Below are 26,684 nucleotides of genomic sequence, written 5' to 3' on the forward strand. Positions count from 1 at the left end.
TAATGTTTAATAATACAAAAAAAACTGCTTTAAATAAGAAAGCAGCTTTTTTGCTATTTTAATTAATTAGCATTATTTCCAAAACTGATACCATTTATTCTTGTCTGTGAAGAACTCATACGTTTCCACATCTATATTTTTAATTGTCGAATTTGTTAAACCAAAAGGCTTTAGTCTAAGATTTAAATTCACCAAAATATAATTTTGTTCTTTCGGGAATCTTTCGGAAATACTTTTGTAATGTATTAATAACTTTTTATCTTCAAGTCCATCCAAAGCTTGTAAGGCTGTACGAACAACAGAGTCTGTTTTGTCATTTAAACCCTGAATAAAAGTTTCAAGATATTTACTTTTATTTTTTAACTGACCAAGTGAATAGTAAGCACTAACCCTAATATCTTCATTCTCATTAGATGCAAAAGGTGCAATTATTTCACCATAATCTATATTCATTTCTTTTAATAAATAAGTACAAAATCGAAACGTTTCTTCATCATTTATCTTTCCAACATTTGTCTCAATACTTTCAAGCCAGTCGCTGCTTTTCTCCTTTGCATACCAAAAAACAAACTGAAAGACCTGCAGTAAATTTTCGTTTGCATATTCAATTAAATGAACGTGTGCTTTGTTGTAATCAAACTTTGTCAGTATTTGAAGTAAAACTTCCTGAATTTCTCCGGATCTTAATTTAAACTCCGCCTCTATAACATCTAAAGTTTCCGTATCCAGTTTAGCCTTTTTTAAAAGCGCATTTAAGCAGTCTTTTTTAATATTGAATTCGCTCACAGAAAAATATGTTTCTAAAAGATCCTCTGCTTTACCTCCCATTGAATATCCAAACCAAGTTGCTGTATCTACAATCAGATCTCCTGAAATTACTTCATCAAGCCATCTTTCATACCAATCCAAAAAATTATTTTCGAAAGTAAATTTCGGTTTTTGCCTATCAAGGTCAAGATTAACAACTCTGCCTTTAAATTCACCATTTAATACAAGCCCATGAATATAACTGCAACCTTGTGATCCAAGAGGCAAAATTCCTGAAAATATTTTCCCTAATTCGATTTCAAAATCCTCATCTGAGATACCTTCTTCATCAATATTTTTTGTTATTTCATCCCAATATTCATCCGTCATATTTGGATACCAAACACAATCCTGACTTAAATACTCTTTTGTATTTTTATCGATCAATTCCTCGATCATTTTTCCAAATGGGTAAATACCATAAAACGGACCAGCTCCTGAAGCATTAAAACCTATCCCTCCATTGCCAACATTAGTCAAAAAAGTTCTATAACACTCAGGCAATTCTAAATCATATTCCTTTTCAAATTTTAAAATATCTTTCTCATTCAAAGTATACCCTAAAGCATACTTATGCTCTTCCGAACCAAATACTTTTAACTTTACATCAGCATTTTTAGCTTTAATAAGCTTATTTTTTATTCTTTGTACCTGTTCTACAAACATCATTAACTGTTTAAATGGTAAATATATGGAATGTTCAATTTTAAAAAATAAAAAAAAAGGATAAAATCTTTCGAAATTATCCTTTTTCCTATGTTTAAAAATGTAAAATTTAAATCTCACATTTTACAAAAATTATTTTATTTAAATAAAAATACTCAATACAAAATACACTAAACCTGCTAAAATAGCCGAAATAGGAATCGTTAATACCCAAGCCCAGATCAAACTTACGGTTACCCCCCAACGAACGGCAGATACACGTTTTGTCAATCCAACACCAATGATAGAACCTGTAATTGTATGTGTTGTACTTACCGGAATTTTTAAATGCTCTGTAAAATAAAGCGTTAAAGCTCCAGCAGTTTCAGCAGCAACACCTTCAAAAGAAGTTACTTTTGTGATTTTTGAACCCATTGTTTTTACAATTTTCCAACCACCACTTAAAGTTCCGGCTGCAATTGCAGAATAACACGCTAATGGAATCCAAGGCGGCATTTTGAATGCTCCATCATCTGATGGCAGAACCACATCTAACCATTCATTCATGTGCACACCAGGGTTAGCATTAATATAAACCGCAACTGCTGCTGCAATGATACCCATTACTTTTTGCGAATCGTTTCCTCCGTGTCCTAAACTAAAAGCAGCAGAAGATAACAATTGCATTTTCTTTAATGCTCCGTCAGCCTGATGCAAATTTAAACTACTAAATATCAAACAAAAAGCACTTACAGTTAATACGATAAAAGCAACTAAAAACCATTTAATATTATGAGGTTCAAAAGCAACACTCCAAAAAACAGATGATGTAAAACGGGGTGCCTTACCTCCTTTTATGATTTCCTCGTAAGGAATCATTTGGGTGTAAACAAACCAAACCGTAACAATCATTAATACTGCTGTGAATATCTTAGGATAAATACTTTTACGAGAAGCATTTAACAACCAAATCGAAATTAAATACGAAGCCAAAGCTCCTAACAACGGCGCTAAAACAATAAAAGCAATAATAATAAGAACACCGGAAGGCATTCCACCATCTTTTCCTGCCTTATACCAACTGACAATTTGATACCAATAATGCGTAGTTCCATCTTCACCAACATAACCTGAAAGACCGTGTACAGCGATCGCATGCGCTATTGCTGCTCCTGCAAAACCACCAATTAAAGTATGCGATGAACTCGAAGGAATTCCAAGCCACCAGGTCAATAAATTCCAACAAATTGCCGCAATAACCCCTGCCAGAATAACAACCAGGTTAATTTCCATGGTGTTTGCTGTTTTTGCAACAGTATCCGCAACACCAAATCCGAAAACCCAGTAAGCCAGAAAGTTAAAAAATGCTGCCCAAAGAACGGCCTGAAAAGGCGTTAATACCTTTGTCGCAACAACTGTAGCAATAGCATTTGCCGCATCATGAAAACCATTGATGTAATCAAAAATTAAGGCTAATACTATAATAATTATAAGTAGCGTCATAAATTATAACTTCAGAATGAAATAAATTGAATTTAAGAATGTTTTACAGAAATAGATTCCAGTATGTTCGCAACACTCTTACATTTGTCTGTAGCTGATTCTAAAACAGATAAAACTTCTTTATATTTAATAATATTTTTAGCATCTGTTTCGTTTTCAAAAATTTCAAAAACTGCTTTGTTATAAACATTATCAGATTTATTCTCAAGTTTATTAATTCTGGCGCAAGCCTCTTTAATAACTTTCATATTGCTTAGATTTCTAAGCTCCTTTACCGCACTGTCAATATTCTGACAAGCCTCAAGGTTAATTTCCGTCATCTTTCTGATTGATTTTGTAATCTTATCAACCTGATACAATTTCATTCTGCTTGCGGCTCCATGAAGGTAATCCGCTACGTTATCAATAGAAGTAATCAAAGTATGAATATCCTCTCTGTCAAACGGCGTAATAAAGTTTCTGCTCAATTCAAGATTGGTCTGACGCGTAATGTCTTCTCCTTTTTGCTCTAACTCATCAATTTTTTGAAAAAGAACTTCTCTTTCTTTCAATGGAAGGTTTACAGCTTCGTGTAAATTAGAAGCTAATTCAATTAAATTACTTGAAGCTTCTTCAAAAAGTGGAAAGAATTTTTTGTCTTTCGGCACTAAAAATTGGAAAATACTGTTTATTGACATTTTTTTATTTTTGATAGCGCAAAATTACTTCATTAATACTTTGTAATGTTAAGCCATTGTTAACAAATCGTTTTCAATTTGAAAACTGTTCAGGAACGATACTGTTTTTTCGATGTCATAATGCAAAATTCGGTCTTCTTTTACCAAAGGCACCACTTCTCTGTAGCTCGTTAAGAACATTTCGATGAAATCACTTGATTTTAAAGGTTCTCTGTACGCAATAGCCTGTGAAGCATTTAACAACTCAATTGCCAGAATACGCTCAATATTATCCATAACACGTAATGCTTTGGTAGCACCGTTTGCTCCCATACTTACGTGATCTTCCTGTCCGTTACTCGAAACGATACTGTCAACACTTGACGGAGTAGCCAGTTGTTTATTTTGACTCGCAATACTTGCAGCTGTATACTGTGGAATCATAAAACCTGAATTTAACCCCGGATTATCAACCAAAAACGCCGGAAGATTACGCAATCCTGAAATCAACTGATACGTTCTTCTTTCTGAAATACTTCCTAATTCAGCCAAAGCAATTGCCATAAAATCTAATGCCAAAGCCAAAGGTTGTCCATGAAAATTACCTCCGGAAATAATCTGATCTGACTCAACAAAAATATTTGGATTGTCTGTAACAGAATTAATTTCTGTTTTGAATACTTTTCTAACATAATCAATCGCATCTTTTGAAGCTCCGTGAACCTGAGGTATACAACGGAATGAGTAGGGATCCTGAACATGTTTCTTTTCCTGAGCAATAATCTCACTTCCTTCCAAGAACTCATTGATGCGTTGTGCCGTCACAATTTGTCCTTTGTGAGGACGTATAAAATGGATTAATTCATTAAAAGGCTCTATTCTTCCATCAAAACCTTCCAATGAAATAGCTCCGATCAAATCTGCCAAATACGAATATTTATAAGCTTTAATTAAAATATGAGCTCCGTAAGCACTCATAAACTGAGTTCCGTTCAGCAATGCCAAACCTTCTTTAGATTTCAAGACAATTGGCTCCCAGTTAAAATGTTTCATAACTTCTGCTGAAGCTACTTTTTTTCCTTCAAAAAGCACTTCTCCTTCTCCCAACAAAGGCAAAGACAAATGTGCCAAAGGGGCTAAATCTCCGGAAGCTCCTAATGAACCTTGTGTATAAATAATAGGTAAAATATCGTTGTTGTAAAAAGCAACCAGACGATCTAACGTTTGCAATTGAACTCCCGAATGTCCGTAACTTAAAGATTGAATTTTAAGCAACAACATCATTTTTACAATTTCAGACGGTACTTCCTCTCCTGTCCCGCAAGCATGCGATTTCACAAGGTTTTCTTGTAATTTTGACAGGTTTTCATTTGAAATTTTCACATTACAAAGTGATCCAAAACCAGTATTGATTCCGTAAATAGGCTCAGAATGTGACGCCATTTTTTTATCTAAATAATCGCGACATTTCTGAACGTTTACTTTTGCTTCTTCTGATAATTCAAGTGTTTTTTGATTTACGATTATTTCTTGTAAATCTTCTAAAGTTATGGTCTCCGTACTTATATAATGAATCTCTCTCATGTTGTTTAAATATTTTAAGATGTCAAAATTCAACAAATCAATATTAAAAAGCAACATTTGTTCATAATAATTAAAATTGCCACAATCTAATATTGCCAATTCTAATCATTTCATATTATTAACCATATAAATCTTATAATAACGTATAACCCGAATAAACCGATTTTTTAATAGTCTTCAGAAAATCAAAAAACTAAAAAGTCTATTAAATTTATAGACTAAACCGCTTTTTCAACTGAATTTGTCATTAAATTCAAACAACTTTTGACTTAACGACCTCAATAAAAAGTAAATAAATATACGAATAAGCTTATTTTATATATTGAATTTTATAAAATACTCAATATTGAATTTTATATTTTTGAAATAATGAAATATTCGTAAAAAGAAAATAAAGATTTTTAACTTTTATAAAAAACTGTACTTTTGAAAAATCAAAATGAAAAGTAACAGCACTACATATCAATCTTCTACAGTAACTCCAATCGGAGCTGTAATTGCTGTTACCACAATTTCTACTACAACAACTACCCCTTAGGGGTATACACTTTTACATATAATCCTGATTGTCTATACTTTTTTCTAAAAAGAAGAAAGCTATTGGATAGATAAAAATATTTGCATCAAAGAAAAAAATCATCAAAATGAAAGTATTAAAATTTGGCGGAACTTCGGTTGCCAATGCACAAAATATAAAGCTCGCTCTCGAAATAATAAATCAAAATTCCAAACAGGAAAAAGTAGCTGTAGTGGTTTCCGCATTAAGTAAAGTAACGGACCTCCTTCAATTGGCAGCTGCAAAAGCCGCAGCCAACGACGAAAGTTTCAGGGAAATTATTGCCGAAATCGAGAAAAAACATCTTGACACTTTAAAAGAACTGATTCCGGTAAGCGAACAAAGTAGCTTATTAAGCCATATCAAAAGAATTATAAATCATTTAGAAACTTTACTGGACGGTTGTTTCTTATTGGGAGAATTATCTCCTAGAACAGCAGATACTATCTTAAGTTTCGGTGAATTGTTATCGTCTTTTATCATTGCACAAGCTTACCTGCAAATCGATAAAAATGCCGTTTACAAAGACAGCCGTGAGCTCATTAAAACCAATAATAACTTTGGTAAAGCAGTTGTTAACTTTGAAATCTCCAATCAATTAACTCACGACTATTTTACTGAAAACGAATCACAAATCACTATTTTACCGGGATTCATTGCCTCCACTCTTGACGGAATTACTACCACTTTAGGTCGTGGTGGCTCTGATTATACTGCTGCTATTATTGCCGGCGCTTTAAATGCAACACAACTGGAAATCTGGACTGATGTAAACGGAATGTTTACCGCAAATCCTAAAATTGTAAAACAAGCAAGACCCATTGCTACTATTTCATACCAAGAAGCTATGGAATTGTCTCATTTTGGGGCAAAAGTGCTTTATCCACCTACAATTCAACCCGTTTTAAGGAAAAATATTCCAATTTTAATCAAAAATACTTTTGAACCCGAGGCCGAGGGAACTTTAATTTCAGATCAGGTTTCATCAAAAGATACTGTTGTAAAAGGAATCAGCCATATTGATCATATTTCTTTGTTAACGTTGGAAGGCCCTGGAATGATTGGAGTTTCGGGTTCATCAAAACGTTTGTTTGAAGTATTGTCTCAGGAAAAAATAAATGTTATTTTTATCACTCAGGCCTCTTCTGAACACTCTATTTGCATCGGAATTCTAAATTCTGACGCAGAAAATGCCGAGGCCGCAATCAACAGAGCTTTTGAAATTGAAATCCTTCAAAACAAAATAGATCCTTGTATCGTAGAAAAAGACCTTTGCATCATTGCTTTGGTTGGCGAAAACATGAAAAATCACCAAGGTCTAAGCGGTAGAATGTTTAGCACTCTGGGAAAAAACAACGTAAATATCCGTGCTATTGCGCAAGGTGCTTCTGAACGTAATATCTCAACTGTAATCAACGAAAGAGATGTTAAAAAAGCACTGAATACCTTGCATGAGAATTTCTTTGAAGAAAACACCAAACAGCTTAATTTGTTTGTAATGGGTGTTGGAAATGTAGGAGAAAAGTTCATAGAGCAAATTCACAATCAAAAGAAATTCTTAAAAGACAATCTGAAGATTAATGTTCGTGTGATTGCTTTGTCCAATTCCAGAAAAATGCTTTTTGACGAAGACGGCATTTCGCTTAAAGAATGGCAAAATGATTTAGACAAAGGTGAACCAGCCAACAAAGAAGCCTTTATCGAACGTGCTAAAGAAATGAATTTACGTAACAGTATTTTTGTCGACATCACAGCAAATGCAAGTGTTTCCGATACCTATGAACAGTTTTTAAAACAAAGTATGGCAGTCGTAACTTGTAACAAAATTGCTTGTTCGTCTGCGTATGCCAACTATAAAAAACTAAAAAACCTATCGCGTCAGTATAATGCTCCATTTTTGTTTGAAACAAATGTTGGTGCGGGATTACCTATTATTGATACCGTAAAAAACTTAATTGCTTCAGGTGATAAAGTGCATAAAATTCAAGCCGTTTTATCGGGAAGTCTGAATTTTATCTTTAATAATTTCGATAAAAACAACTCTTTTCACGATGTGGTAAAAGAAGCCGGAGTACAAGGATTTACCGAACCTGATCCTAAAATTGACTTAAGCGGAATCGATGTGGCTCGTAAAATCCTGATTCTAATTCGCGAAAGCGGTTACGAAATGGATATCGACGCCATCGCCAACGAATCGTTTTTGCCTGCCGAATGTTTATCGACAACAAACAACGATGACTTTTTCGCAACCTTAATCAAACATGCACCCCATTTCGAAAACATTTACGAAGAAGCTTTAAACAAAGATTCAAGACTAAAATATGTAGCACAATTCGAAAACGGAAAAGCGAGCGTTGGTTTACAGTTTATCCCAAAAGAGCATCCTTTTTATAATTTAGAAGGAAAAGACAACATTGTTTTGTTCTACACCGATCGCTACGTCGATCAGCCCTTGCTTATAAAAGGTGCCGGAGCCGGTGCAGCAGTTACCGCTTCAGGGATTTTTGCAGATGTGATTAGAATTGGAAACATATAAATTTTTGTTTCAAGTTTCATGTTTCAGGTTTTTGTAGCACGTTCTGCAAAAACCTGAAACATGAAACCTGAAACCTGAAACAAAAAATAATGAAAGAAATAAAACTATTTTGCCCGGCAACAATCGCGAATCTTTCGTGTGGATTTGACGTGCTTGGACTTTGCTTAGACAATGCGGGTGACGAAATGATTGTTCGGAAATCGGATCAGAAAGGGGTACGAATTACTAAAATTATTGGTGCCGATTTGCCTTTAGAAACAGAGAAAAATGTTTCGGGAGTGGCTGCTTTAGCGATGTTGGAAACCTTAGAGGAATTGGATTTTGGTTTTGAAATTGAAATCTACAAAAATATCAAAGCCGGAAGCGGTATCGGAAGCAGTGCCGCCAGTTCTGCGGGAGCTGTTTTCGGAATCAACGAATTGCTGGGAAGACCTTTTTCCAGAAAAGACTTGGTGCAGTTTGCCATGCAGGGCGAAAAACTAGCCAGTGGAAATGCGCATGCAGACAATGTTGCTCCTGCCCTTTTAGGCGGTTTTACTTTGGTAAGAAGTTACAGTCCGCTTGATATTATTAGAATTGACAGTCCCGAAGAATTGTTTGCTACGGTGGTTCATCCTCAAATCGAGTTGAAAACTTCTGATGCCCGTTCGGTATTAAAACAAAATGTTTCCCTAAAAAGCGCCATCATGCAATGGGGAAATGTCGGTGGATTAGTAGCCGGATTATACACCAAAGATTATGACCTGATCGGACGTTCGCTTCATGATGAAATCGTAGAACCTTTAAGAAGCGTTTTGATTCCGGGTTTTGATTTAATCAAACAAACAGCTCTAGAAAATGGCGCTTTAGGTTCGGGAATTTCAGGCTCTGGCCCTTCCATTTTCGCTTTAAGCCGCGGAGAAGAAACCGCAAACCGAATTGCAAAAGCCATGAGCGACGTTTACGAAAAGATGAGTCTGCCTTATGAAATTCACGTTTCGAAGATTAATCCTGATGGGGTTAGGATTTTGTAATTTGAAAAGAATTAAAAATTAAAAATTCAGAATTAAAAATTTTGGGTACCGTTTGTCATTTCAAACAAGAAATCACACCAGTGAGGACGTACTGTTGTCGAGTTCCGAGTGTGATTTCTCCTTACGTCGAAAAATGACAAAAAGAACCGCTAATAATTAAGATTTAGAAATCAGAATTATCCACAACAACAATTCTAAAATCTAAAATCTAAAATCTAAAATTAGAAATGAAATACTATAGTTTAAACCACAATGCCCCAAAAGTTTCTTTTCAGGAAGCTGTAATACAAGGATTAGCGAGTGATAAAGGATTATATTTCCCGGAAGAAATCATGGCTTTAGATCCTTCTTTTTTTGATAAAATCGAAAGTTTAAGTCACGAAGAAATTGCTTTTGAAGCGATTAAACAATTTGTTGGAGACGAAATTCCGACTTCAACTTTAAAAGAAATTATTGCCGAGACTTTGTGTTTTGATTTTCCGGTGGTGCAAGTCGAAAACGGAATTTACTCGTTAGAATTATTCCACGGCCCAACAATGGCTTTTAAAGACGTCGGAGCCCGATTTATGTCGCGTTGTTTGGCCTACTTTAACAAAGACAAAAAAGATTCTAAAAACACTGTTTTAGTAGCAACCTCGGGCGATACGGGCGGTGCTGTCGCCAGCGGATTCCTTGGCGTTGATGGCGTTGATGTGGTCATTTTATATCCGTCAGGAAAAGTGAGTGACATTCAGGAAAAACAACTGACTACTTTAGGACAAAACATAAAAGCACTGGAAGTTGATGGTGTTTTTGATGATTGCCAGGATATGGTTAAAAAAGCATTTTTAGACGAAACCTTGGCACATAAAAATCTGACCTCAGCAAATTCTATTAATATTGCACGTTGGTTACCACAGATGTTCTATTTTTTCTTTGCCTACAAAGCCTTGAAAAATCAAAACAAACCGCTGGTTTTCTCTTGTCCAAGTGGGAATTTTGGAAATATCTGTGCCGGAATTATGGCAAAAAAATTAGGTTTACCTATTGAACATTTCGTAGCTTCAACAAACGTAAACGATACAGTGCCAAGATTTTTAGAAAACGGAAAATACGATCCGAAGCCTTCTAAAGCAACCATTTCTAATGCTATGGATGTTGGAAATCCAAGTAACTTTATCCGAATTCAGGAATTATACAACAATGATTTAAAAGCTTTCGAGAAAGATTTCTCTTCGTATAGTTATACGGATGAAGAAACATTAGTTGCTCTAAAAAACATTTACAATACCGACGGTTACATCGCAGAACCACATGGCGCTGTTGGATACTTAGGCTTGAAAAAAGAACTGCAAAAACACGAAAATGTCATTGGAATTTTCTTAGAAACGGCCCATCCAATTAAATTCTTAGATGTGGTTGAACCCGCATTAGGAATTACGCTTCCTATTCCGACACAAATAGAAAGTGTTTTGGATAAAGAGAAAGTGAGTGTGAAGATTGGGAGTTATGAGGAATTGAAGGCGTTCTTGGGGTAGTTTTTTCACCATATGAAAATATTAAAAGTCACAAATTACTTTAGAGTAATTTGTGACTTTTTTATTTATCAAGAATTAGCTTTTTGTAAGACAAATTAGTACGTTTGAATTTATTTAAAAATGCTTAACCTATCTAATTCATCTCTTATTAAAAACATAACTTTAGAAATAAATCAATGAACAAACATGATCAAGTTTTAAAATTAGAAAAACATTTTGAAATTGAAATATATTCTTCTTCAGATCCAAATGAATTAGATTCTAACAATCAAAATATTTATGAAGTTAATGAAGATAATGAAATTGTCTATTTAAGAATAATATCTACTGCTGTTTCAGATATATCGATCTTGAGTAAATTTCCTCATTTAAAGGTATTAATCCTTAGTGGTAATGGAATATCTGATATTTCTCCTTTAAAAAATTTGATTCAATTAAGAAATTTAAATCTTGGTAGTAATAGTATTTCGGAAATATCATCGCTTGAAAAATTGGTGAATTTAAATGAACTATCCTTATGGAATAATAAAATAGATGACATTTCAGTACTTAAAAATTTAGTAAAATTAGAATCTCTTGATCTCTGGCGCAATCTAGTATCTGATGCTTCCAGTCTAAAAAATTTAACTCAGTTGAATCTTTTAGATTTAGGTGAAAATAAAATCACAGATATTTCTTTTTTAAAAAAATTAACGAAATTATCTTCTTTACTTTTAGGTAGTAATACAATTAATGAAATATCAATTCTTGAGAATCTAGTATTGTTAAAAACATTAACCTTGGAAAGTAATAATATTTCAAACATTGTAGTTTTTGAAAAGATATTAGATTTGAATTTTTTACGCATAGGGAAAAACCCTATAAAAGATTATACAATTATAAGTAAATTAAACAAACTTTCATACTTGTCATTAGATGATAGTTTAATTTCAAATATTGATTTTTTACAAAATTTGACTCAACTTACCAGATTACATCTGAGTAATAATATTATTTCTGATATTTCAATTCTAACAAATTTCACAAACTTAACTCATCTAAATCTAAGCAAAAATAAAATCAACAATATTCTTTCTTTAAAAGATATTACTAAATTAATTTACTTAGATTTAAGAAGTAATGAAATAACAGATATTAGAATATTATTAAAATTAATTCAAGAAGGAATTGTAATTAATGGTGATGAATTTAATATAGGATTAAATCTTATCAATAATCCTTTAGAATACCCGCCACTTCACACCTTAGAGGAAGGGAATGATGCTATTGTACGATTCTTTAAAAAAATTGAAAAAGAAGGGACAGATACAATTTTTGAAGCTAAGTTGACATTGGTTGGTGAAGGAAGTGCAGGAAAAACTTCATTATTAAAAAGATTGCTAAATTCCAGAGAAAAACTACCTGAAGAAAAAAATAGAACTAGAGGAATTTCAATTGTAGACTGGGAGTTTAAAAAACAATCAAATAAAAAACATATTGCTCATATTTGGGATTTTGGAGGGCAAGATGTTTACTATCCAGTACATCGTTTTTTTCTAACAGAGAATTCTGTCTTTGTATTATTAGCATCTTCTCGCCAAAATACACATCATTTTGATTATTGGATTCCAACAATTTATCAATTTGGAGGCAAAAGCCCTATAATTTTGGGGCAAACATGTCATGATGGTAATACTACTCCATGGAATGATGTAGGTGCTTATATCGCTAATGAAAATTTCAACATCATAAAAGATCAAGAGCAAAATTATCACGAAATTAATTTACCAGATAAAAATAAAGGTCTTTTACAAATAAAAAAATCAATCATTAATCAAATATTAAACTTGCCTCATTACAAAAAAAGTGTTCCAAAATCGTGGATACCAGTAAGAGAATTAATTAACAATCTACAAGAAAAGAACTGTATAACTTATTTTGATTTGAAAGAAACGATTAAATTTTCAAATTCTCAAAGTTTTGCAAACAAAGAAGATATAGATGATTGTCTACGATTTTTTCATTCAATTGGAATTATTTTATGGTATCATAAAGAAGCAAAATTAAAAAACTGGATAATTCTAAATCCAAAATGGTCAGTTGATGCTGTTTATAAGATCATAGACGACGACAAAATATTAAATCAAAAAGGAATTATATTTTCTTCTGATTTTGAAAGAGTTTGGAACGAAACCATTTATGAAGACAAGCATGAAATTTTAAAAGATATGTTAGAAGTTTTTAAAATTGCTTTTCCAAAAAAACATAATAAGTCGGATTATATCATGCCTACTCGTCTACAATCAATACCTAGTGATAGTATTTGGGCTGATTCTGAGTCTTGTTTACGAATAGAATATCAATATGATTTTATGCCCAAAGGATTAGTAAATCAAATTAGTGCAGAATTAAGTAGATATATAATTGATGATAACCAAGTATGGAACAATGGAGTTAATTTTTGTGACGACGAGACAACTTGCCAGGTATTTGAAGATTTTTATCACAGAAAAATAACAGTTAAAGCAAAAGGAAAAGATGCAAGAGGTATTATAATGATTATAATGAATGCTCTTAAAGATATCACAGATGGATATAAAGGAGTTACACCAAAAATTATAATCCCATGTGTTTGTGCAAAATGCTTAACAAAAAAAGATTCAACAACTTTCTCTTATGAAATGTTACTTGATAAAATCAAAGAAAAAGCTGACTCTAAAGTATTCTGCAATATTAGTGAAGAAGTTTTCAAAGTTGAAGAATTATTATATAATATAGGATTACCCAATCCAATAAAAGTAATTAGAGAAGAAGTAGAAAAAATGGAAAAAATAATGGACGAAAAAAATAGTCGACCTAAAATATTTGTAACATATAGTTGGTCTGATGAAAACAGCGATTTTGATGAGGAACATCAAAATAAAGTGGGCAAATTTGTAAATCAATTAAGAACTGAATGGAATTTAGATGCATCATTTGATTTGTATAAAGAAGAAAATAATTTTATGAAAATGATGTATGAAAATTTATCTAACAATAATAAAATTATAATTGTATTAAGCAAAGGTTACGCAGTAAAAGCAAATTCATTTAAAGGAGGTGTAGGAGCCGAATATGAGAGAATAATTAATGACATTAAGGAAAGACCACAAAAATACATTTTAGTGTCATTTGACAAAAGAAACAATTCCATCTACCCATTTGGATTTCAAGGCAACGATGTAATCGAAATAGATAGCGATCTAGTTGTTGAAAACCTAACAGATTCTCAGAACAGGTTATTGGCAAAATTAACTGACGAACCATTAATCGAAATACCTGCATTAGGAGGAAAAACACCTAAGGTTACAAAAAAAGTATTTTAAAAGTTTCATCCCAAAAAAGTAATAAAAAAAGAGACCTCATAAAAGGTCTCTTTTCAATTTAATATATCTTCAAAAACGATTATTTCCCATTCAACAACTTCTCCAAATACTCAACTTTATCTTTTTCAGCTTGCACCAAACGTTCGTAAAGTTCAACAACTCTATCTAAAGGATTAAAAGTACCCCGCTAACGCGAGCCTCCCGCTCGTGAGCGCAAACAAAATCAATCCAGAAAGACAATGGTCAATAAAGAAGTTCTAAACTGACTTTATTCAAGATTAAAAAGTTTTTACACCAAGAAAAAGTCTTAGCTATATCGGAAATCCGAAACGGCTAAGACTTAAATTCAAAAGTATCTTCTACTGTATTCGTTTTTACTTATAAATAAAACTCATTTTTTCATTATTGAAACTTGAACTCGGAGTACCATCAACACTTTTCGTTATTGTACCTGACAATAAAATTTCGCTTAATCTGCCATTTTTGTCCAAATTTCTTGTAAAAAAAATCGTTCTGTAACCCAAAAATTGATTAGACCTTTTTTCATATGAAAAATCGGCTTTAGCTATATTGTTAACATTTTTCTTTCCTAATTTATCTTTAAAAAAAACATGCAACCCCTCAACACTACCAAAATACAAGGGTGTTTCATAAACCATATCCCCCATATTTAGATAAGGATTACTATCATAAGAATAATTAACCTCTGTAATTCCGGAGTATTCCGATGTTTCTTTGGCTTGTGTAATATTTCCGTTAACTTCAATAAAGTCAAACTGTTTGTCTAGACTGTAAGAATTCCCCCAGTTGACTGATTTGCCATAAAACTGAACCTTTGAAAGGTATTTATTACTATAGCTGAATAGTGTAGAATCTGTTGCTGCATTTTTACTTTCATTAGTGGTCTCTATCAGATCAAACTTTTTATCTACAATCAATATAACATTTCCATCTTTCAGGCTGATTGTCTTTTTTGATACCATCTTTCTTCCTTCGATTGGATCTTCCAATAAATTGATCTCAATCAAATCCGGATTTACATAAGTAACTCCGTACACGAAACCAGTAAATTTTATTTTGCTGATTCTGTTTAAATTATCATACTCAAAAGTCTGTTTATCCATCATGTAAGGAATATTATTGCTAAAAGGATAGACAACCGAAACTAATTTTTCATTTGCAGGATTGACAACTTCGGGTTGCACAGGAAGTGTATCTGAAGCTGAATCTTCGTCAGAAGAGCAAGAAGTAATTGTAATACAGATAGAAGAAAACAAAATAAATGGTAATTTAGAAAATCTCATGTTTTTATGTTAAAATAGGTGAAATAGTTCGTTTATAGTGGCGCAAACATAATTATTATTTTTCCTATTCTCCCTTTCTTTTCCAAAAATAATAACAACAAAAAAACATACCTGAAAATAAATCTAAACCGCATTATTTTTTTCACTTTAATACTTTAATTCTAAGTCGATTTTCCGGTTAATGAATACAGTTCTGCCAAATGTTTCAACAATCAAATAGTCAACTTTTGACTTATTAGTCTTGAAATTACCCCGCGTTTATCATAAATAAAACAGTATCTTTCAATCAAAATTAACAATCACCATTTAACTCACATTACCAAAAAAGGAAGAAAACTACTTTAGTATTTTTACTTATTACTTTACCCCTTCTTTTTACAAGCTGTGCAAGCGACGAAAACGCACCCGCTACACCTACTCCCGATGTAGTTGACCCCAGATTACCAAATCAGGAGGTATTTAAACCTGCCATACAATTGATTCCTAAAAAAACGGCAGCAAAAACCACTGGAAAATCAACCGAAACAGCACCGCATCGTTTAATAAAAGAAGTAGTCTCTGATATTATCAAAGATGATAACGGCAACGAAATAGAAGAAAACTTAAGAGAAAGACGTTATACTTACGATACAAGAGGCAGATTACACTCAATCGATAAATATACAGACAATCTATTAGTTGGAAATATTACAAAATTCGATTTTAATGAAGCCAATCAAGTTACTAATGCCTACTATGCTGATATTGTTACAGAAATCAACAGTAGTGGTTTTATCTCAAAAGTAACTGCTCCAAACGGAAACGTAACCGATATTTATTATGACGAAATCGGACGTGATATAAAAGAAGTCGAAAACGGAACTTACACCCAAAGAATTCTTCAACAGCAACCTGACGGAAGTTATCTTCAGGTTCCGGTTACCAACCCGGTAAATACAACCTATTTGTATACTTATGTTGGCAATAAGGTTTTTGTAAATATAACAAGCTTGCAAAAAAATTATTCAAAACGTGTCGTTACCAACGGAGTTACTTCTTATGTTGTTAAAGACAGGATTGTAGATACCACTTACGAACTTACTGTAGACTACACAAAAGCCGGTATATATTCCAGTGAGCCAATTTTCAGATGTTACATTTACAATTGGATGCACATTTTAGATTGGAAAATTAAAGCCGTTTCTGAAGGGGTGACCTTATACGAAATGAGAAACGAGTATGATTATAAATATGATGCTAATGGCTATCTGACAGAATCTACTGTTAAAGTAATCGATTTAGCATATCCTGACGAAAAAACCGTTACAAAAACGGTATACAGCTACGAATAATCTGATGCTGTTTATCCGGGTTTAAAATATATTTACAAAGCGCAAACGTCCCTGACTTTGCGCTTTTTTATTGTATTAGCTTTTCTTCTCGCTATGACGATCTCGCAAAGACGCCAAGTCACAACGTTTTTTATTCTCATTTTTAAGCCTTACCCTTTTTTCCACTTTCTCACTTTGGGTTTCTCAAATGTCATGGAGTCTCAATTTTTTTTTCAGTTTTTACTTTAAAACTTTGCGATTTTGCGACTCTGCGAGATTTTTACTTCCCCAAAACTTTTGGATTTGATCCTTAATCTGATCTTTCAAACACATTTACTTTTTCTATCTTTGAAAAATAAAACCATAGTCCATTCCTGTTACAAATGATCACAAAAGCAACATTAGCAGACATCCCTGCATTAAACCTATTAATCAATTCGGCCTACAGAGGAGAATCGTCTAAAAAAGGCTGGACTACAGAAGCCGATCTTTTAGAAGGAAAAAGAACTACTGAAGAAGAATTGACGCAAACCATTCAGGATCCAAAAAATACCATTTTGAAATTTACTGAGAATGGAAAAATCATTAGTTCCGTTTTATTGGTCGAAAAAGAACATCAATTGTACTTGGGAATGTTAACCGTTTCACCCGAGCTACAAAATAGCGGAATCGGCAGAAAAATGTTGGCTGAAGCCGAAAATCATGCTAAATCTTTAGGCTTAAATGCAATTATTATGACCGTGATTTCTGTTCGTGAAGAATTGATCGCCTGGTACAAACGTAATGGTTATGAAGATACAGGCGAAAGAGAAGCTTTTCCACAAAGCGAAATTCACGTAAATATCTCTGAAAAACCTCTGGAATTTATTTATTTCGAGAAAAAGATTTAAGTTTTTAAGTGCAATTGTTAATCATTGAAAAAATAGCACATTTGATTGCTTATTAAAAACAATAAAAAATGAACCTACATCTTTTCCCAAAAGAAAATAGTAAAGCCTCTGTTTGGAGTGGTGGATTGACCTACGAATATCTGATACATCCGAAAACTGCCCACTATGCCGACAGGGATTTTGCATTCAGAATAAGCAGTGCTACAATAGAGAAAGTGCCTTCAGAGTTTACCCAATTTAAGGGCTATTACCGCTACTTGGTAATGCTTGATAACGATTTACATATTGACTTAAACAAAGAAAAAAAAGTATATGAGAAATATGAAATCATGGAATTTAATTCCGATGATGAAGTGACTTCTTATACAAAAGGCATTGATTTTAATTGGATGGTTTCTGAAAAAATAAGCCATCACAAACTAAAAATAGCCAATAGCAATCAGAATTGTAATGCACAAATAGTGATTTTATTTTCCTTAGATACAACAGTTATCAAAATTAATGAGAAACCGTACGATCTAAAACCTTACGATTTATTGGTCATTGAAAATCAAAAAAAGGAAAATATACTACTTCATTTTTCCAATGAATGCCTCTACGGAATATTGGACTTTTAATCCGATCATCAATTGAAAAGGGTAGATTCGTTTTTTTTGTTTCAGGTTTCAAGTTTCAGGTTTTAACTGAATGTGTTTTTGCACGCGGATTTGGCAGATTAAGCGGATTTATACTGCTTTTTTATCTGGAGTGAGAAAACTTGAAACCTGAAACCTGAAACCTGAAACTTGAAACTTCAAACTTGAAACTTGAAACCTGAAACAAAAACCTTCAAACCTTTGAGCCTCTTCCTACAAAACCAATTCCTTAAAAAGCCTTTGAATCGTTTTTTCTAAATCCTCACACAAACCCGGATGAGGTCTTGACGTTTGAATCGCCGAACTCCTTATTGCGGTTAGCCATCTAAAACGTTCCGGAATATCAAATTCAGCAATTGGACCTGCATCTTTGTCCCCGTTGGCAATTTTTTGTAATGAAGTTAAATTACATTCTAACTGTTCGATATCAAAATCATCAGAAAGTGCTTCAATTTTAGTTGTATTAATGTGAAAAAGCACCTTTATAAACTTAGCTCTTTTGCAAAATAAAATGATTCCGATATTGAGGAATTCTTCGCGTTCTACTCTCGGTACTACACGAATTACAGCATACTCATATAAGTGACTATCTTGCATTTTGAGCCTGATTTACAAAGATTTCGGAATTATTTAAACGGGTTTGCAAAAACTGTAGATATACGTTTCGCAAAGCTTCGGGAGTTTCATCAGTATCTTCCCATTGCAGCCATTCTAACGGAATTGTATTGGCAATTTCTTCCAGAATTTGGGGTGTTAAAAGCGCTTTAAATTCAGCATCTACCTCCTTTAAAAGAGAAGCCTGTGGCAGCAAAACATGGTCTTTTATCAAGGCAAACGGACTTTTAGCATGTTGTTCCCAATTGTTCCAGGAATGATGAAAATACAAACAAGCCCCATGGTCGATCAGCCATAATTCTTTATGCCAGATCAACATATTTGTGTTTTTGAAAGTACGATCAACATTGGTAATATAAGCGTCCAGCCAAACAATTTGAGAAGCAAGTTTAGCATCAACAGTGGTTACAGCAGGATCAAAAGTAATAGCTCCCGACAAAAAGTGAAGTGCCAAATTAAGCCCTTGACTGCCTTGCAATAAATCCTGAATTTCTTCGTCAGCCTCAGTTCTGCCAAATGCTTCATCGAGCTGAGCAAAAACCAATTCGGGAAGCTGTAACTTTAAAGCTTTTGCAACTTGACCACCAACCAATTCGGCAATTAAAGCTTTTACACCATGTCCTGCACCTTTAAATTTTAATACATATTTAAAATCGTCATCGGCTTCTGCCAAAGCGGGTAAAGAACCGCCCTCGCGCAAAGGCGTAATATAACGCGTAACGTTTACCGTTCTGAGATCGAAATTGTTTTTCATAAGCAGTATTTACTGGAATACAAACTTACGAATTTTGATTTCTGAATCCTGATTTTAGATTTTTTTTAAAATTCGGACTAAATCTACATTCTTTACAAAGTATCTGTATAAAAAGTGGAGAAGTCTAAAGTGCTAAGAATCCAGCGATAAAAATGCTTTTCCCAAATTTTTAATGCTATCAGAAGCGATAAAAGAATGATATCCTGTTTTTTGCACTCCAATATCTGCCGTTAATCCATGAAGGAAAACACCAAGTCTTGCGGCTTGATCCGGTAAGTAGCCTTGTGCTAATAAACTGGTAATGATTCCGGTTAACACATCTCCGCTTCCGGCAGTTGCCAATGCGGCATTACCTGTTGTATTTTGGTAAATTTTACTTTGATTAATGATAAAAGTAGGTGCTCCTTTCATCACAATTATAACTTTATAGCGTTCCGAGAAAATAATTGTCTTTTCAAACTTATCAATCTCTGAGCTCCACTTTCCAACTATTCGCTCCAGTTCTTTAGGATGAGGTGTCAGAATCGTATTTTCAGGTAAGAGATCGAGCCAGGATTTGTTATTCGATAAGATATTTAAAGCATCCGCATCCAGAACTAAAGGGCTTTTATTGTTTTTTAAAAATTCAAAAAGCGCTATTTGTGTCCTTTGCTCCTGCCCGATTCCGGGACCAATTCCGATTGCTTGCGGTACTAACGAAAAATCAATTTTGGTAATACAATTTTCGCTTTGATCCGTCATAACCATTGCTTCGGGAATACTGATTTGCATAATCTGATACCCACATTTTGGTGTAAAAGCAGTGACCAGTCCACAACCTGATTTTATGCATGCCTTTGAGGCCAAAACTGCTGCTCCTATTTTCCCATAACTGCCGCCAATAATTAGAGCATGACCTTGAATCCCCTTATGAGTTAAAGGATTTGGACGTTTATAAAAGGTCAGAATTTCTTGTTTTGTGATCTGAAGCGGAACTTTCATTTTGGATACTTTTACAGACCTAAAAGTATGAAAAATATTGAATACGAAGAATTTTCTTATTACTAAAATACAGAACTCGTTCATTCTTTACATTAATTTTACAAGTACAGGTACTATACGCAATGTTTACTACGGTATCTCCTTATTTTTTTTCTTAAAAAAGCAAAAGATATAGCGAATCACACAAAATCAGTATCAATCTTTAAGAATTTTATAATTTAGACTGTTTTATTTTGATATTTTTTAAATAAATTTGCGACTCAATTATATAAAACAACACAATGAAAAATACTGCGCTTACGCACATACATGAAGGTCTGGGAGCAAAAATGCTACCTTTTGCCGGCTATAATATGCCAATTACATATGAAGGTATCAATGCAGAACACGAAACGGTTCGTAACAGTGTGGGCGTTTTTGACGTTTCACACATGGGTGAGTTCTTACTTACCGGACCAAATGCTTTGGCCTTAATTCAAAAAGTAACATCAAATGATGCTTCGACTTTAACGATCGGAAGAGCACAATATTCTTGTTTACCAAATAATGATGGTGGAATTGTAGACGATTTAATTGTATACAAAATGAAAGAAGAAGAGTATTTACTGGTTGTAAATGCTTCGAATATTGAAAAAGACTGGAATTGGATCTCATCACACAATGATTTAGGTGTTGAAATGAAAAACCTTTCAGATGACTATTCTTTATTGGCGATCCAAGGACCAAAAGCGGTTGAAGCAATGCAATCTTTATCTTCTATCGATTTATCAGCAATCGCTTACTACCATTTTGAAGTGGCGGATTTTGCTGGTCTTAGTGATGTAATTATCTCTGCTACGGGTTACACTGGTTCAGGTGGATTCGAAATCTATTGTAAAAATGCTGATGCAGAAGCGATCTGGAATAAAGTTTTTGAAGCTGGTGCAGCTTTTGGTATTAAACCAATTGGTCTAGCAGCTCGTGATACTTTACGTCTTGAGATGGGATTCTGTCTATACGGAAATGATATCAACGATACTACTTCTCCATTAGAAGCAGGTTTGGGATGGATCACTAAATTCACAAAAGAATTCACCAATTCTGACAGTCTGAAAAAACAAAAAGAAGAAGGTGTTACTAAAAAACTAATCGCTTTCGAAATGCAAGAGCGTGCAGTACCAAGACACGACTACGAAATTGTTGACGCAACGGGAACTGTAATTGGTGTTGTTACTTCAGGAACCATGTCACCTTCGATGAATAAAGGAATTGGTTTAGGATATGTAACAGTAAGCAATAGTACTGTTGACAGTGATATCTTTATCAGAATCAGAAAAAATGATGTTCCTGCAAAAGTGGTTAAATTGCCTTTTTACAAGAAATAATATTTTTAAACTTTTAAGTATAGGTGCGTTGCAATTTTTATTGTAACGCATTTTTTTTTGCCACTAATTGCACGAATTTTCACTAATTGATTTGTGGTTTTTCTTTTAGTTTAATCTGCCACAGATTACGCAGATTAAAAGGGTTTTCTTCTTTTGCCTTTTATTTTTTTACAAATAACACAAAGTTTAAGCGATAAAATAATTCGTGGAAATTCGTGTAATTCGTGGCAAAAAAACTTCTCTTTATAATCTGTCACGTGCTCTATACTCTTTTATAAAAGTTAAAACAAGAAACAAAATCTTAATAATCCGTTTAATCTGTGGCATTACAATTCACAAAGTCAAAACTCTCATAATTCGGGCAATTAGCGGCGAAAAAACTTCCTCCATGCAGTTTGACCCAATTAATATTTACTTTGCCGATATTTTAAAGAATTTACTGTCTTTTATCGAAAAATAAACGTAATTTTAGTCTGAACGATCATTTTCAGATTTATGAAAAAAATAGTATTTGCATTTGCATTAATTACCAGTACTCTATTTAGTCAAAATAGCGATAAAACCTGTGAAATACTAAATAAGATAAATGTACTAATTCAAACCGAGCATATTCGTCCCAAACCAGTCGACGATAGTTTGTCTGTATTTGTTTTCGATAATCTAATCAATGAATTAGATCCGTCCCGAAACATTTTTTTTCAGAGCGAATATGACGAAATATCCAAAAAATACCGCCACAATTTAGACGATTTGATTCTTCAGAACGATTGTAGCTTTTTAGCAGATATTACTACCAAATACAAAAATGGACTCCTTAGAACCAAAACCGTTCTGGAGAAAATTCAAGCTGAACCAATTGATTATAACAAAAACGACACGATACGGTTTTACAAAAAATCATTTGCTTTTTATCTCAACAAAGAAAATCTGGAAAAAGTCTGGCTCAAAAAACTACGCTATCAAATTTTAGATGATATCGTAGAGACCAGTGACAATTTAGACTCTATAAAAACCAATTTCAAATCGATTGAAGCAGTTTCAAAAAAGTTAATTTTAACTAATGAAATCTGTCGCATAAATACATTGTTAGAAACAAAAAGCAAGCAGGACGAAAAACTGTACAATTTCTTTTGTACCTATTTTGATCCCCATACCGCCTATTTTAGTGATGATTCTAAATCCAGTTTTGTTGCTTCCTTATCAAAAGAGCATTTATCGTTGGGAATGACCGTAAATCTAAATGAGAAAAACGAAATAATCGTAGAAGAAGTCGATCCCAATGGTCCGGCCTTTAAAACAGGACAAATTAAAAAAGGAGATCAGATTGTCTCCGTTTCCAATGAGAAAGAGACTTTGAAAGTTTCCTGTGCTTCTTTGGAATCCATTTCGACCATGATTTTATCCGAATCAAATAAAAATATTGTCTTTACATTAAAACGAAATTCAGGTAAAAGCTTTGAAGTGGCTATAGAAAAACAAGTCATGAAAGATGAAGAAAACTCGGTCTTTAGTTTTATAATTGGCAAGGAAAGTAAAATTGGCTACATCAAAATCCCAAGTTTTTATGCTGATTTAGACGGAAATAGTAGAAAAGGCTGTGCTGATGATGTCGCCCGTGAGGTAATCAAACTCGAAAAAGACGACATAGAAGGCCTGGTAATCGATTTGATTGACAATGGCGGAGGTTCAATGGAAGAAGCTATAAAAATGGCCGGTATGTTTATTGATTACGGTCCGCTTTCTGTTGTCGTGGACAATAAACAAGAACAAACGGTGATAAATGACCCTTTTAGAGGACTAATTTACAAAGGCCCAATCGTCATTCTAGTAAACAGTAATACAGCTTCAGCAAGTGAGTTTTTCTCTTCTATCCTGCAAGATTACAATCGCGCTTTGTTGTTGGGAAGCACTACGCTTGGCAAGGCAACGATGCAAACCATTCTTTCGCTTGACGAAGAAAAAAATACCGATTTTCTAAAAATCACGATTAATAAATTCTACAGAGTTACCGGCAAAAGTCATCAATACGTTGGCGTTACTCCCGATGTAATACTTCCGGAATTTTACGAAGACGTGTATCAAAAAGAAAGTGATTTTCCGACTGCTATCAAGAATGACAGCATTAAACCGTTTTTAAAATACAGAACCTACGTAAAACGAAACCTCATCACTAAAATAGCAACCAACAGCACTATAAGATTAGCTGATAATTATTATTTCAACGACATTAAAAAAATCAATCAGAAAATCGATAAATTAGTTAATGTCCCAAAATCAGAAGTGCTCATGACACTGGATGCTGTTTTTGAGCAGAAAAAGAGAATCAGCGCTCTTTGGACAGAAATTCATACTTTTAATGACGATAACAACCCGCTTGATGTTTACAACTCTACCGTAAACCAATTTCTATTAGGCGTTTACCCCACTGAAAAAACAATGAATCAGTACCAGATAGACAATCTAAAAACGAATCCGTATCTGAATGAGGCTGTGAATATTATTACTGAATTTAACGGGTCGAAGTAAAAACTAGGTTTGTTTCGGGGTGGTATTATTGTTTCAGGTTTGTTTTGTTTCAGGTTGGTTTTGTTTCAGGTTGGATTTGTTTCAGGTTTCAGGTTAATCTTCTTATGGCTTTTCGGATAAATTACAGTATTCAGTCACAGTACTCAAATATGCTTTAAAATGTATGCTTTTCTTATTAGATTTTATGGCTACACATCAAGGTATAAAAGCAATTGTTTTTAAATACAATTACTTATAAAAACATTATACAAAAAAGAATCCTTTTGATTTTGGAAAAATAAGGAATAACCGTATTTTTGCATCACAAAATAAAAAATTAGTAATGGGAAGAGCGTTCGAATTTAGAAAAGGAAGAAAAATGAAACGTTGGTCTGCAATGGCCAAAACATTTACCCGAATTGGTAAAGATATCGTTATGGCTGTCAAAGAAGGCGGTCCTAACCCAGAAGCCAATTCTAGATTAAGAGCTGTAATACAAAATGCAAAAGCGGCCAACATGCCTAAAGATAATGTTGAGCGCGCTATAAAAAATGCCAGTAATAAAGATACTGCCAATTATAAAGAAATCTTGTTTGAAGGATACGCTCCTCACGGAATTGCCATATTAATTGAAACAGCATCTGACAATAATAACAGAACTGTGGCTAATATTCGCAGTTATTTCAACAAATGCAACGGAACAATGGGAACTCAGGGATCGGTTGAATTCATGTTTGATCATACTTGTAATTTCCGCATTGCAAAAGGAGAACTTGATGCTGAGGAATTAGAACTGGAATTAATTGATTTCGGTGCAGAAGAGGTTTTCGAAGACGAAGACGGAATCTTAATCTATGCTCCTTTTGGAAGCTTTGGAGCTTTGCAAAAAGAATTAGAAAACAGAGGTTTAGAAATCTTGTCTTCTGGTTTTGAGCGTATTCCACAGATCACAAAAGAACTTACTGAAGCTCAAATCGCTGATGTAGAAAAGTTAATCGAAAAGATTGAAGAAGATGATGATGTGATGAACGTTTATCATACGATGAAAGAAGAATAAAAAACTTCTATATACCTATCCAAAAGCTTTGAAAACTCAGAGCTTTTTTTATTCCCCAAACTCTGAGTAAAGACATTTATTTTAAACCATATAAGTGATGTAAGTTCACATCAGCTTAAGCGTTTTGCTTAAAATGGACTTACATCACTTATATGGTTTAATTTTTCATCTACGGTTCTTTTTTACTTAAACCCGGATTTCTGCTTTGTAATGTTTCTGTTTTAATTATGAAAAGACAGATTAACTGTTATATTTGCAGCAATCAATAGTTTTATTAAAATCTAAAAATCAATCTCATGAGAACATCAAAATACACCAAATTTGCCGTGATTATTCTGGTAATTTTATTCGTAGTGTTAAGCGTAATAAGCTAAAACGACACCCGTAAAAAAACAAAAAGCCAACTGACGATGCATTTCAGGAGGCTTTTTCACTATTCAAAACTTAACAACTAATAAACTAATCAATCTATAACTATCAAAGTTTTACATTCAATTTAAGGTTGTTTTTAGAGGGAACATTTGTTATTTACAACAAATAACTCCCTTCCGTCAAGTCATATATCACTATTCTTTTTATCGTCCCTCACTCGTTTCAGTTGATCTGAAAACACTCCTCTTCTTAAGTCTGAAAATTTCGTTTATCAATACCGATAAACTCAGCATTGTCGTACACTTTTCATCACACAGCTATAAGTAATTTAAAAACAACGTATTATTACACTACCACTAATCTATAGTATAATAGTGTTAAAAGAAAATTTTCCCGTTAACTTACCTAAATAGTCGGCAAAACAATCAAAAGTGATGATCGTAAGCCTTTTAAGGCTGTTTTAAGCAATTGTTTCTAAATTTTACTCCCACTCTCCATCTAATTTCTTTCTTCGAGATCAAAAGAGCTCACATTATGAATACTGCTAATCAATATATAGTTTATTTCTTCGAAACTCAACTATTAACATCATCAATTCGTCAAACCCAATTTCCTGTAATTTCATGTAGAAAATCGCCAATCTTTACCGAGTTACTTGTGTGATTTCTCGTGCCTCGAAATGACATGGTTAGTTGAAAAACGTTAGTATAAGAACAGGATTCGCTCTTTTTGTCAT

Annotated in this window: 18 protein-coding genes and 1 pseudogene; 10 read left to right on the forward strand and 9 right to left on the reverse strand. The window is 33.4% G+C overall.

Annotation, left to right across the window (positions count from 1 at the left end):
- Nucleotides 1-72: 72 nt before the first annotated feature.
- The 4 genes from AB674_RS09720 to hutH are packed head-to-tail and all read right to left on the reverse strand — an operon-like array spanning nt 73 to nt 5,195.
- Nucleotides 73-1,593, reverse strand: coding sequence for an SMI1/KNR4 family protein (locus AB674_RS09720; protein WP_240478078.1), 1,521 nt, complete (start codon nt 1,591-1,593; stop codon nt 73-75).
- Between the two features lie 21 nt (nt 1,594-1,614).
- Nucleotides 1,615-2,955 carry an inorganic phosphate transporter gene (locus tag AB674_RS09725; RefSeq protein WP_047776090.1) on the reverse strand — a complete coding sequence of 447 codons (1,341 nt, stop codon included), beginning with the start codon at nt 2,953-2,955 and terminating at the stop codon, nt 1,615-1,617.
- A gap of 32 nt (nt 2,956-2,987) precedes the next feature.
- Nucleotides 2,988-3,632: a DUF47 domain-containing protein gene (locus AB674_RS09730; protein WP_047776092.1), complete on the reverse strand. Its 645-nt coding sequence runs from the start codon at nt 3,630-3,632 to the stop codon at nt 2,988-2,990.
- A gap of 48 nt (nt 3,633-3,680) precedes the next feature.
- Nucleotides 3,681-5,195 carry a histidine ammonia-lyase gene (gene hutH / locus AB674_RS09735; protein ID WP_047776311.1) on the reverse strand — a complete coding sequence of 505 codons (1,515 nt, stop codon included), beginning with the start codon at nt 5,193-5,195 and terminating at the stop codon, nt 3,681-3,683.
- A 644-nt stretch (nt 5,196-5,839) separates the two neighbouring features.
- Here hutH and thrA point away from each other — a divergent pair.
- From thrA to AB674_RS09755, 4 genes are all read left to right on the forward strand, one after another.
- Complete coding sequence (gene thrA / locus AB674_RS09740; protein WP_047776093.1) at nt 5,840-8,287, forward strand: bifunctional aspartate kinase/homoserine dehydrogenase I; 2,448 nt, start codon at nt 5,840-5,842, stop codon at nt 8,285-8,287.
- A gap of 89 nt (nt 8,288-8,376) precedes the next feature.
- Nucleotides 8,377-9,300, forward strand: coding sequence for a homoserine kinase (locus AB674_RS09745; protein WP_047776095.1), 924 nt, complete (start codon nt 8,377-8,379; stop codon nt 9,298-9,300).
- A gap of 227 nt (nt 9,301-9,527) precedes the next feature.
- Nucleotides 9,528-10,817, forward strand: a complete 1,290-nt coding sequence (thrC, locus tag AB674_RS09750; protein ID WP_047776096.1) for a threonine synthase — start codon at nt 9,528-9,530, stop codon at nt 10,815-10,817.
- A 176-nt stretch (nt 10,818-10,993) separates the two neighbouring features.
- Complete coding sequence (locus tag AB674_RS09755; protein ID WP_047776098.1) at nt 10,994-14,161, forward strand: COR domain-containing protein; 3,168 nt, start codon at nt 10,994-10,996, stop codon at nt 14,159-14,161.
- Nucleotides 14,162-14,240: 79 nt separating this feature from the next.
- Here AB674_RS09755 and AB674_RS23070 read toward each other — a convergent pair.
- A pseudogene (locus AB674_RS23070) lies at nt 14,241-14,342 on the reverse strand (transcriptional regulator); the annotation flags it as partial.
- Between the two features lie 193 nt (nt 14,343-14,535).
- Nucleotides 14,536-15,465: a hypothetical protein gene (locus tag AB674_RS09760; protein WP_047776100.1), complete on the reverse strand. Its 930-nt coding sequence runs from the start codon at nt 15,463-15,465 to the stop codon at nt 14,536-14,538.
- 476 nt (nt 15,466-15,941) lie between these two features.
- Between AB674_RS09760 and AB674_RS09765 the strand changes: the two genes are divergently transcribed.
- From AB674_RS09765 to AB674_RS09775, 3 genes are all read left to right on the forward strand, one after another.
- Nucleotides 15,942-16,796 carry a hypothetical protein gene (locus tag AB674_RS09765; RefSeq protein ID WP_047776102.1) on the forward strand — a complete coding sequence of 285 codons (855 nt, stop codon included), beginning with the start codon at nt 15,942-15,944 and terminating at the stop codon, nt 16,794-16,796.
- 362 nt (nt 16,797-17,158) lie between these two features.
- Nucleotides 17,159-17,665: a GNAT family N-acetyltransferase gene (locus AB674_RS09770; protein ID WP_047776104.1), complete on the forward strand. Its 507-nt coding sequence runs from the start codon at nt 17,159-17,161 to the stop codon at nt 17,663-17,665.
- A gap of 68 nt (nt 17,666-17,733) precedes the next feature.
- Entirely contained in the window at nt 17,734-18,282 is a 549-nt protein-coding gene (locus AB674_RS09775) for a HutD family protein (RefSeq protein WP_047776106.1), read from the forward strand.
- Nucleotides 18,283-18,513: 231 nt separating this feature from the next.
- On the opposite strand, the gene AB674_RS09780 is transcribed toward AB674_RS09775, so the two are convergent.
- The 3 genes from AB674_RS09780 to AB674_RS09790 all read right to left on the reverse strand — a co-directional run bounded on the left by AB674_RS09780 (nt 18,514) and on the right by AB674_RS09790 (nt 20,650).
- Complete coding sequence (locus AB674_RS09780) at nt 18,514-18,897, reverse strand: DUF3037 domain-containing protein (protein ID WP_047776108.1); 384 nt, start codon at nt 18,895-18,897, stop codon at nt 18,514-18,516.
- Nucleotides 18,887-19,669, reverse strand: a complete 783-nt coding sequence (locus tag AB674_RS09785) for a HipA family kinase (protein WP_047776115.1) — start codon at nt 19,667-19,669, stop codon at nt 18,887-18,889. The genes AB674_RS09780 and AB674_RS09785 overlap by 11 nt, the downstream gene beginning before the upstream one ends.
- A 132-nt stretch (nt 19,670-19,801) precedes the next feature.
- Nucleotides 19,802-20,650 (reverse strand): NAD(P)H-hydrate dehydratase, encoded by an 849-nt coding sequence (locus AB674_RS09790; RefSeq protein ID WP_047776116.1) that lies wholly within the window; start codon nt 20,648-20,650, stop codon nt 19,802-19,804.
- A gap of 281 nt (nt 20,651-20,931) precedes the next feature.
- On the opposite strand from AB674_RS09790, the gene gcvT reads away from it, so the two are divergent.
- From gcvT to AB674_RS09810, 3 genes are all read left to right on the forward strand, one after another.
- Nucleotides 20,932-22,014 (forward strand): glycine cleavage system aminomethyltransferase GcvT, encoded by a 1,083-nt coding sequence (gene gcvT / locus AB674_RS09795; protein WP_047776118.1) that lies wholly within the window; start codon nt 20,932-20,934, stop codon nt 22,012-22,014.
- 495 nt (nt 22,015-22,509) lie between these two features.
- Complete coding sequence (locus AB674_RS09805) at nt 22,510-24,540, forward strand: S41 family peptidase (RefSeq protein WP_047776121.1); 2,031 nt, start codon at nt 22,510-22,512, stop codon at nt 24,538-24,540.
- Between the two features lie 322 nt (nt 24,541-24,862).
- Complete coding sequence (locus AB674_RS09810) at nt 24,863-25,576, forward strand: YebC/PmpR family DNA-binding transcriptional regulator (RefSeq protein WP_047776123.1); 714 nt, start codon at nt 24,863-24,865, stop codon at nt 25,574-25,576.
- Nucleotides 25,577-26,684: the final 1,108 nt, after the last annotated feature.

The sequence above is a fragment of the Flavobacterium sp. ABG genome (genome assembly GCF_001027725.1).
GTDB lineage: Bacteria > Bacteroidota > Bacteroidia > Flavobacteriales > Flavobacteriaceae > Flavobacterium > Flavobacterium cupriresistens.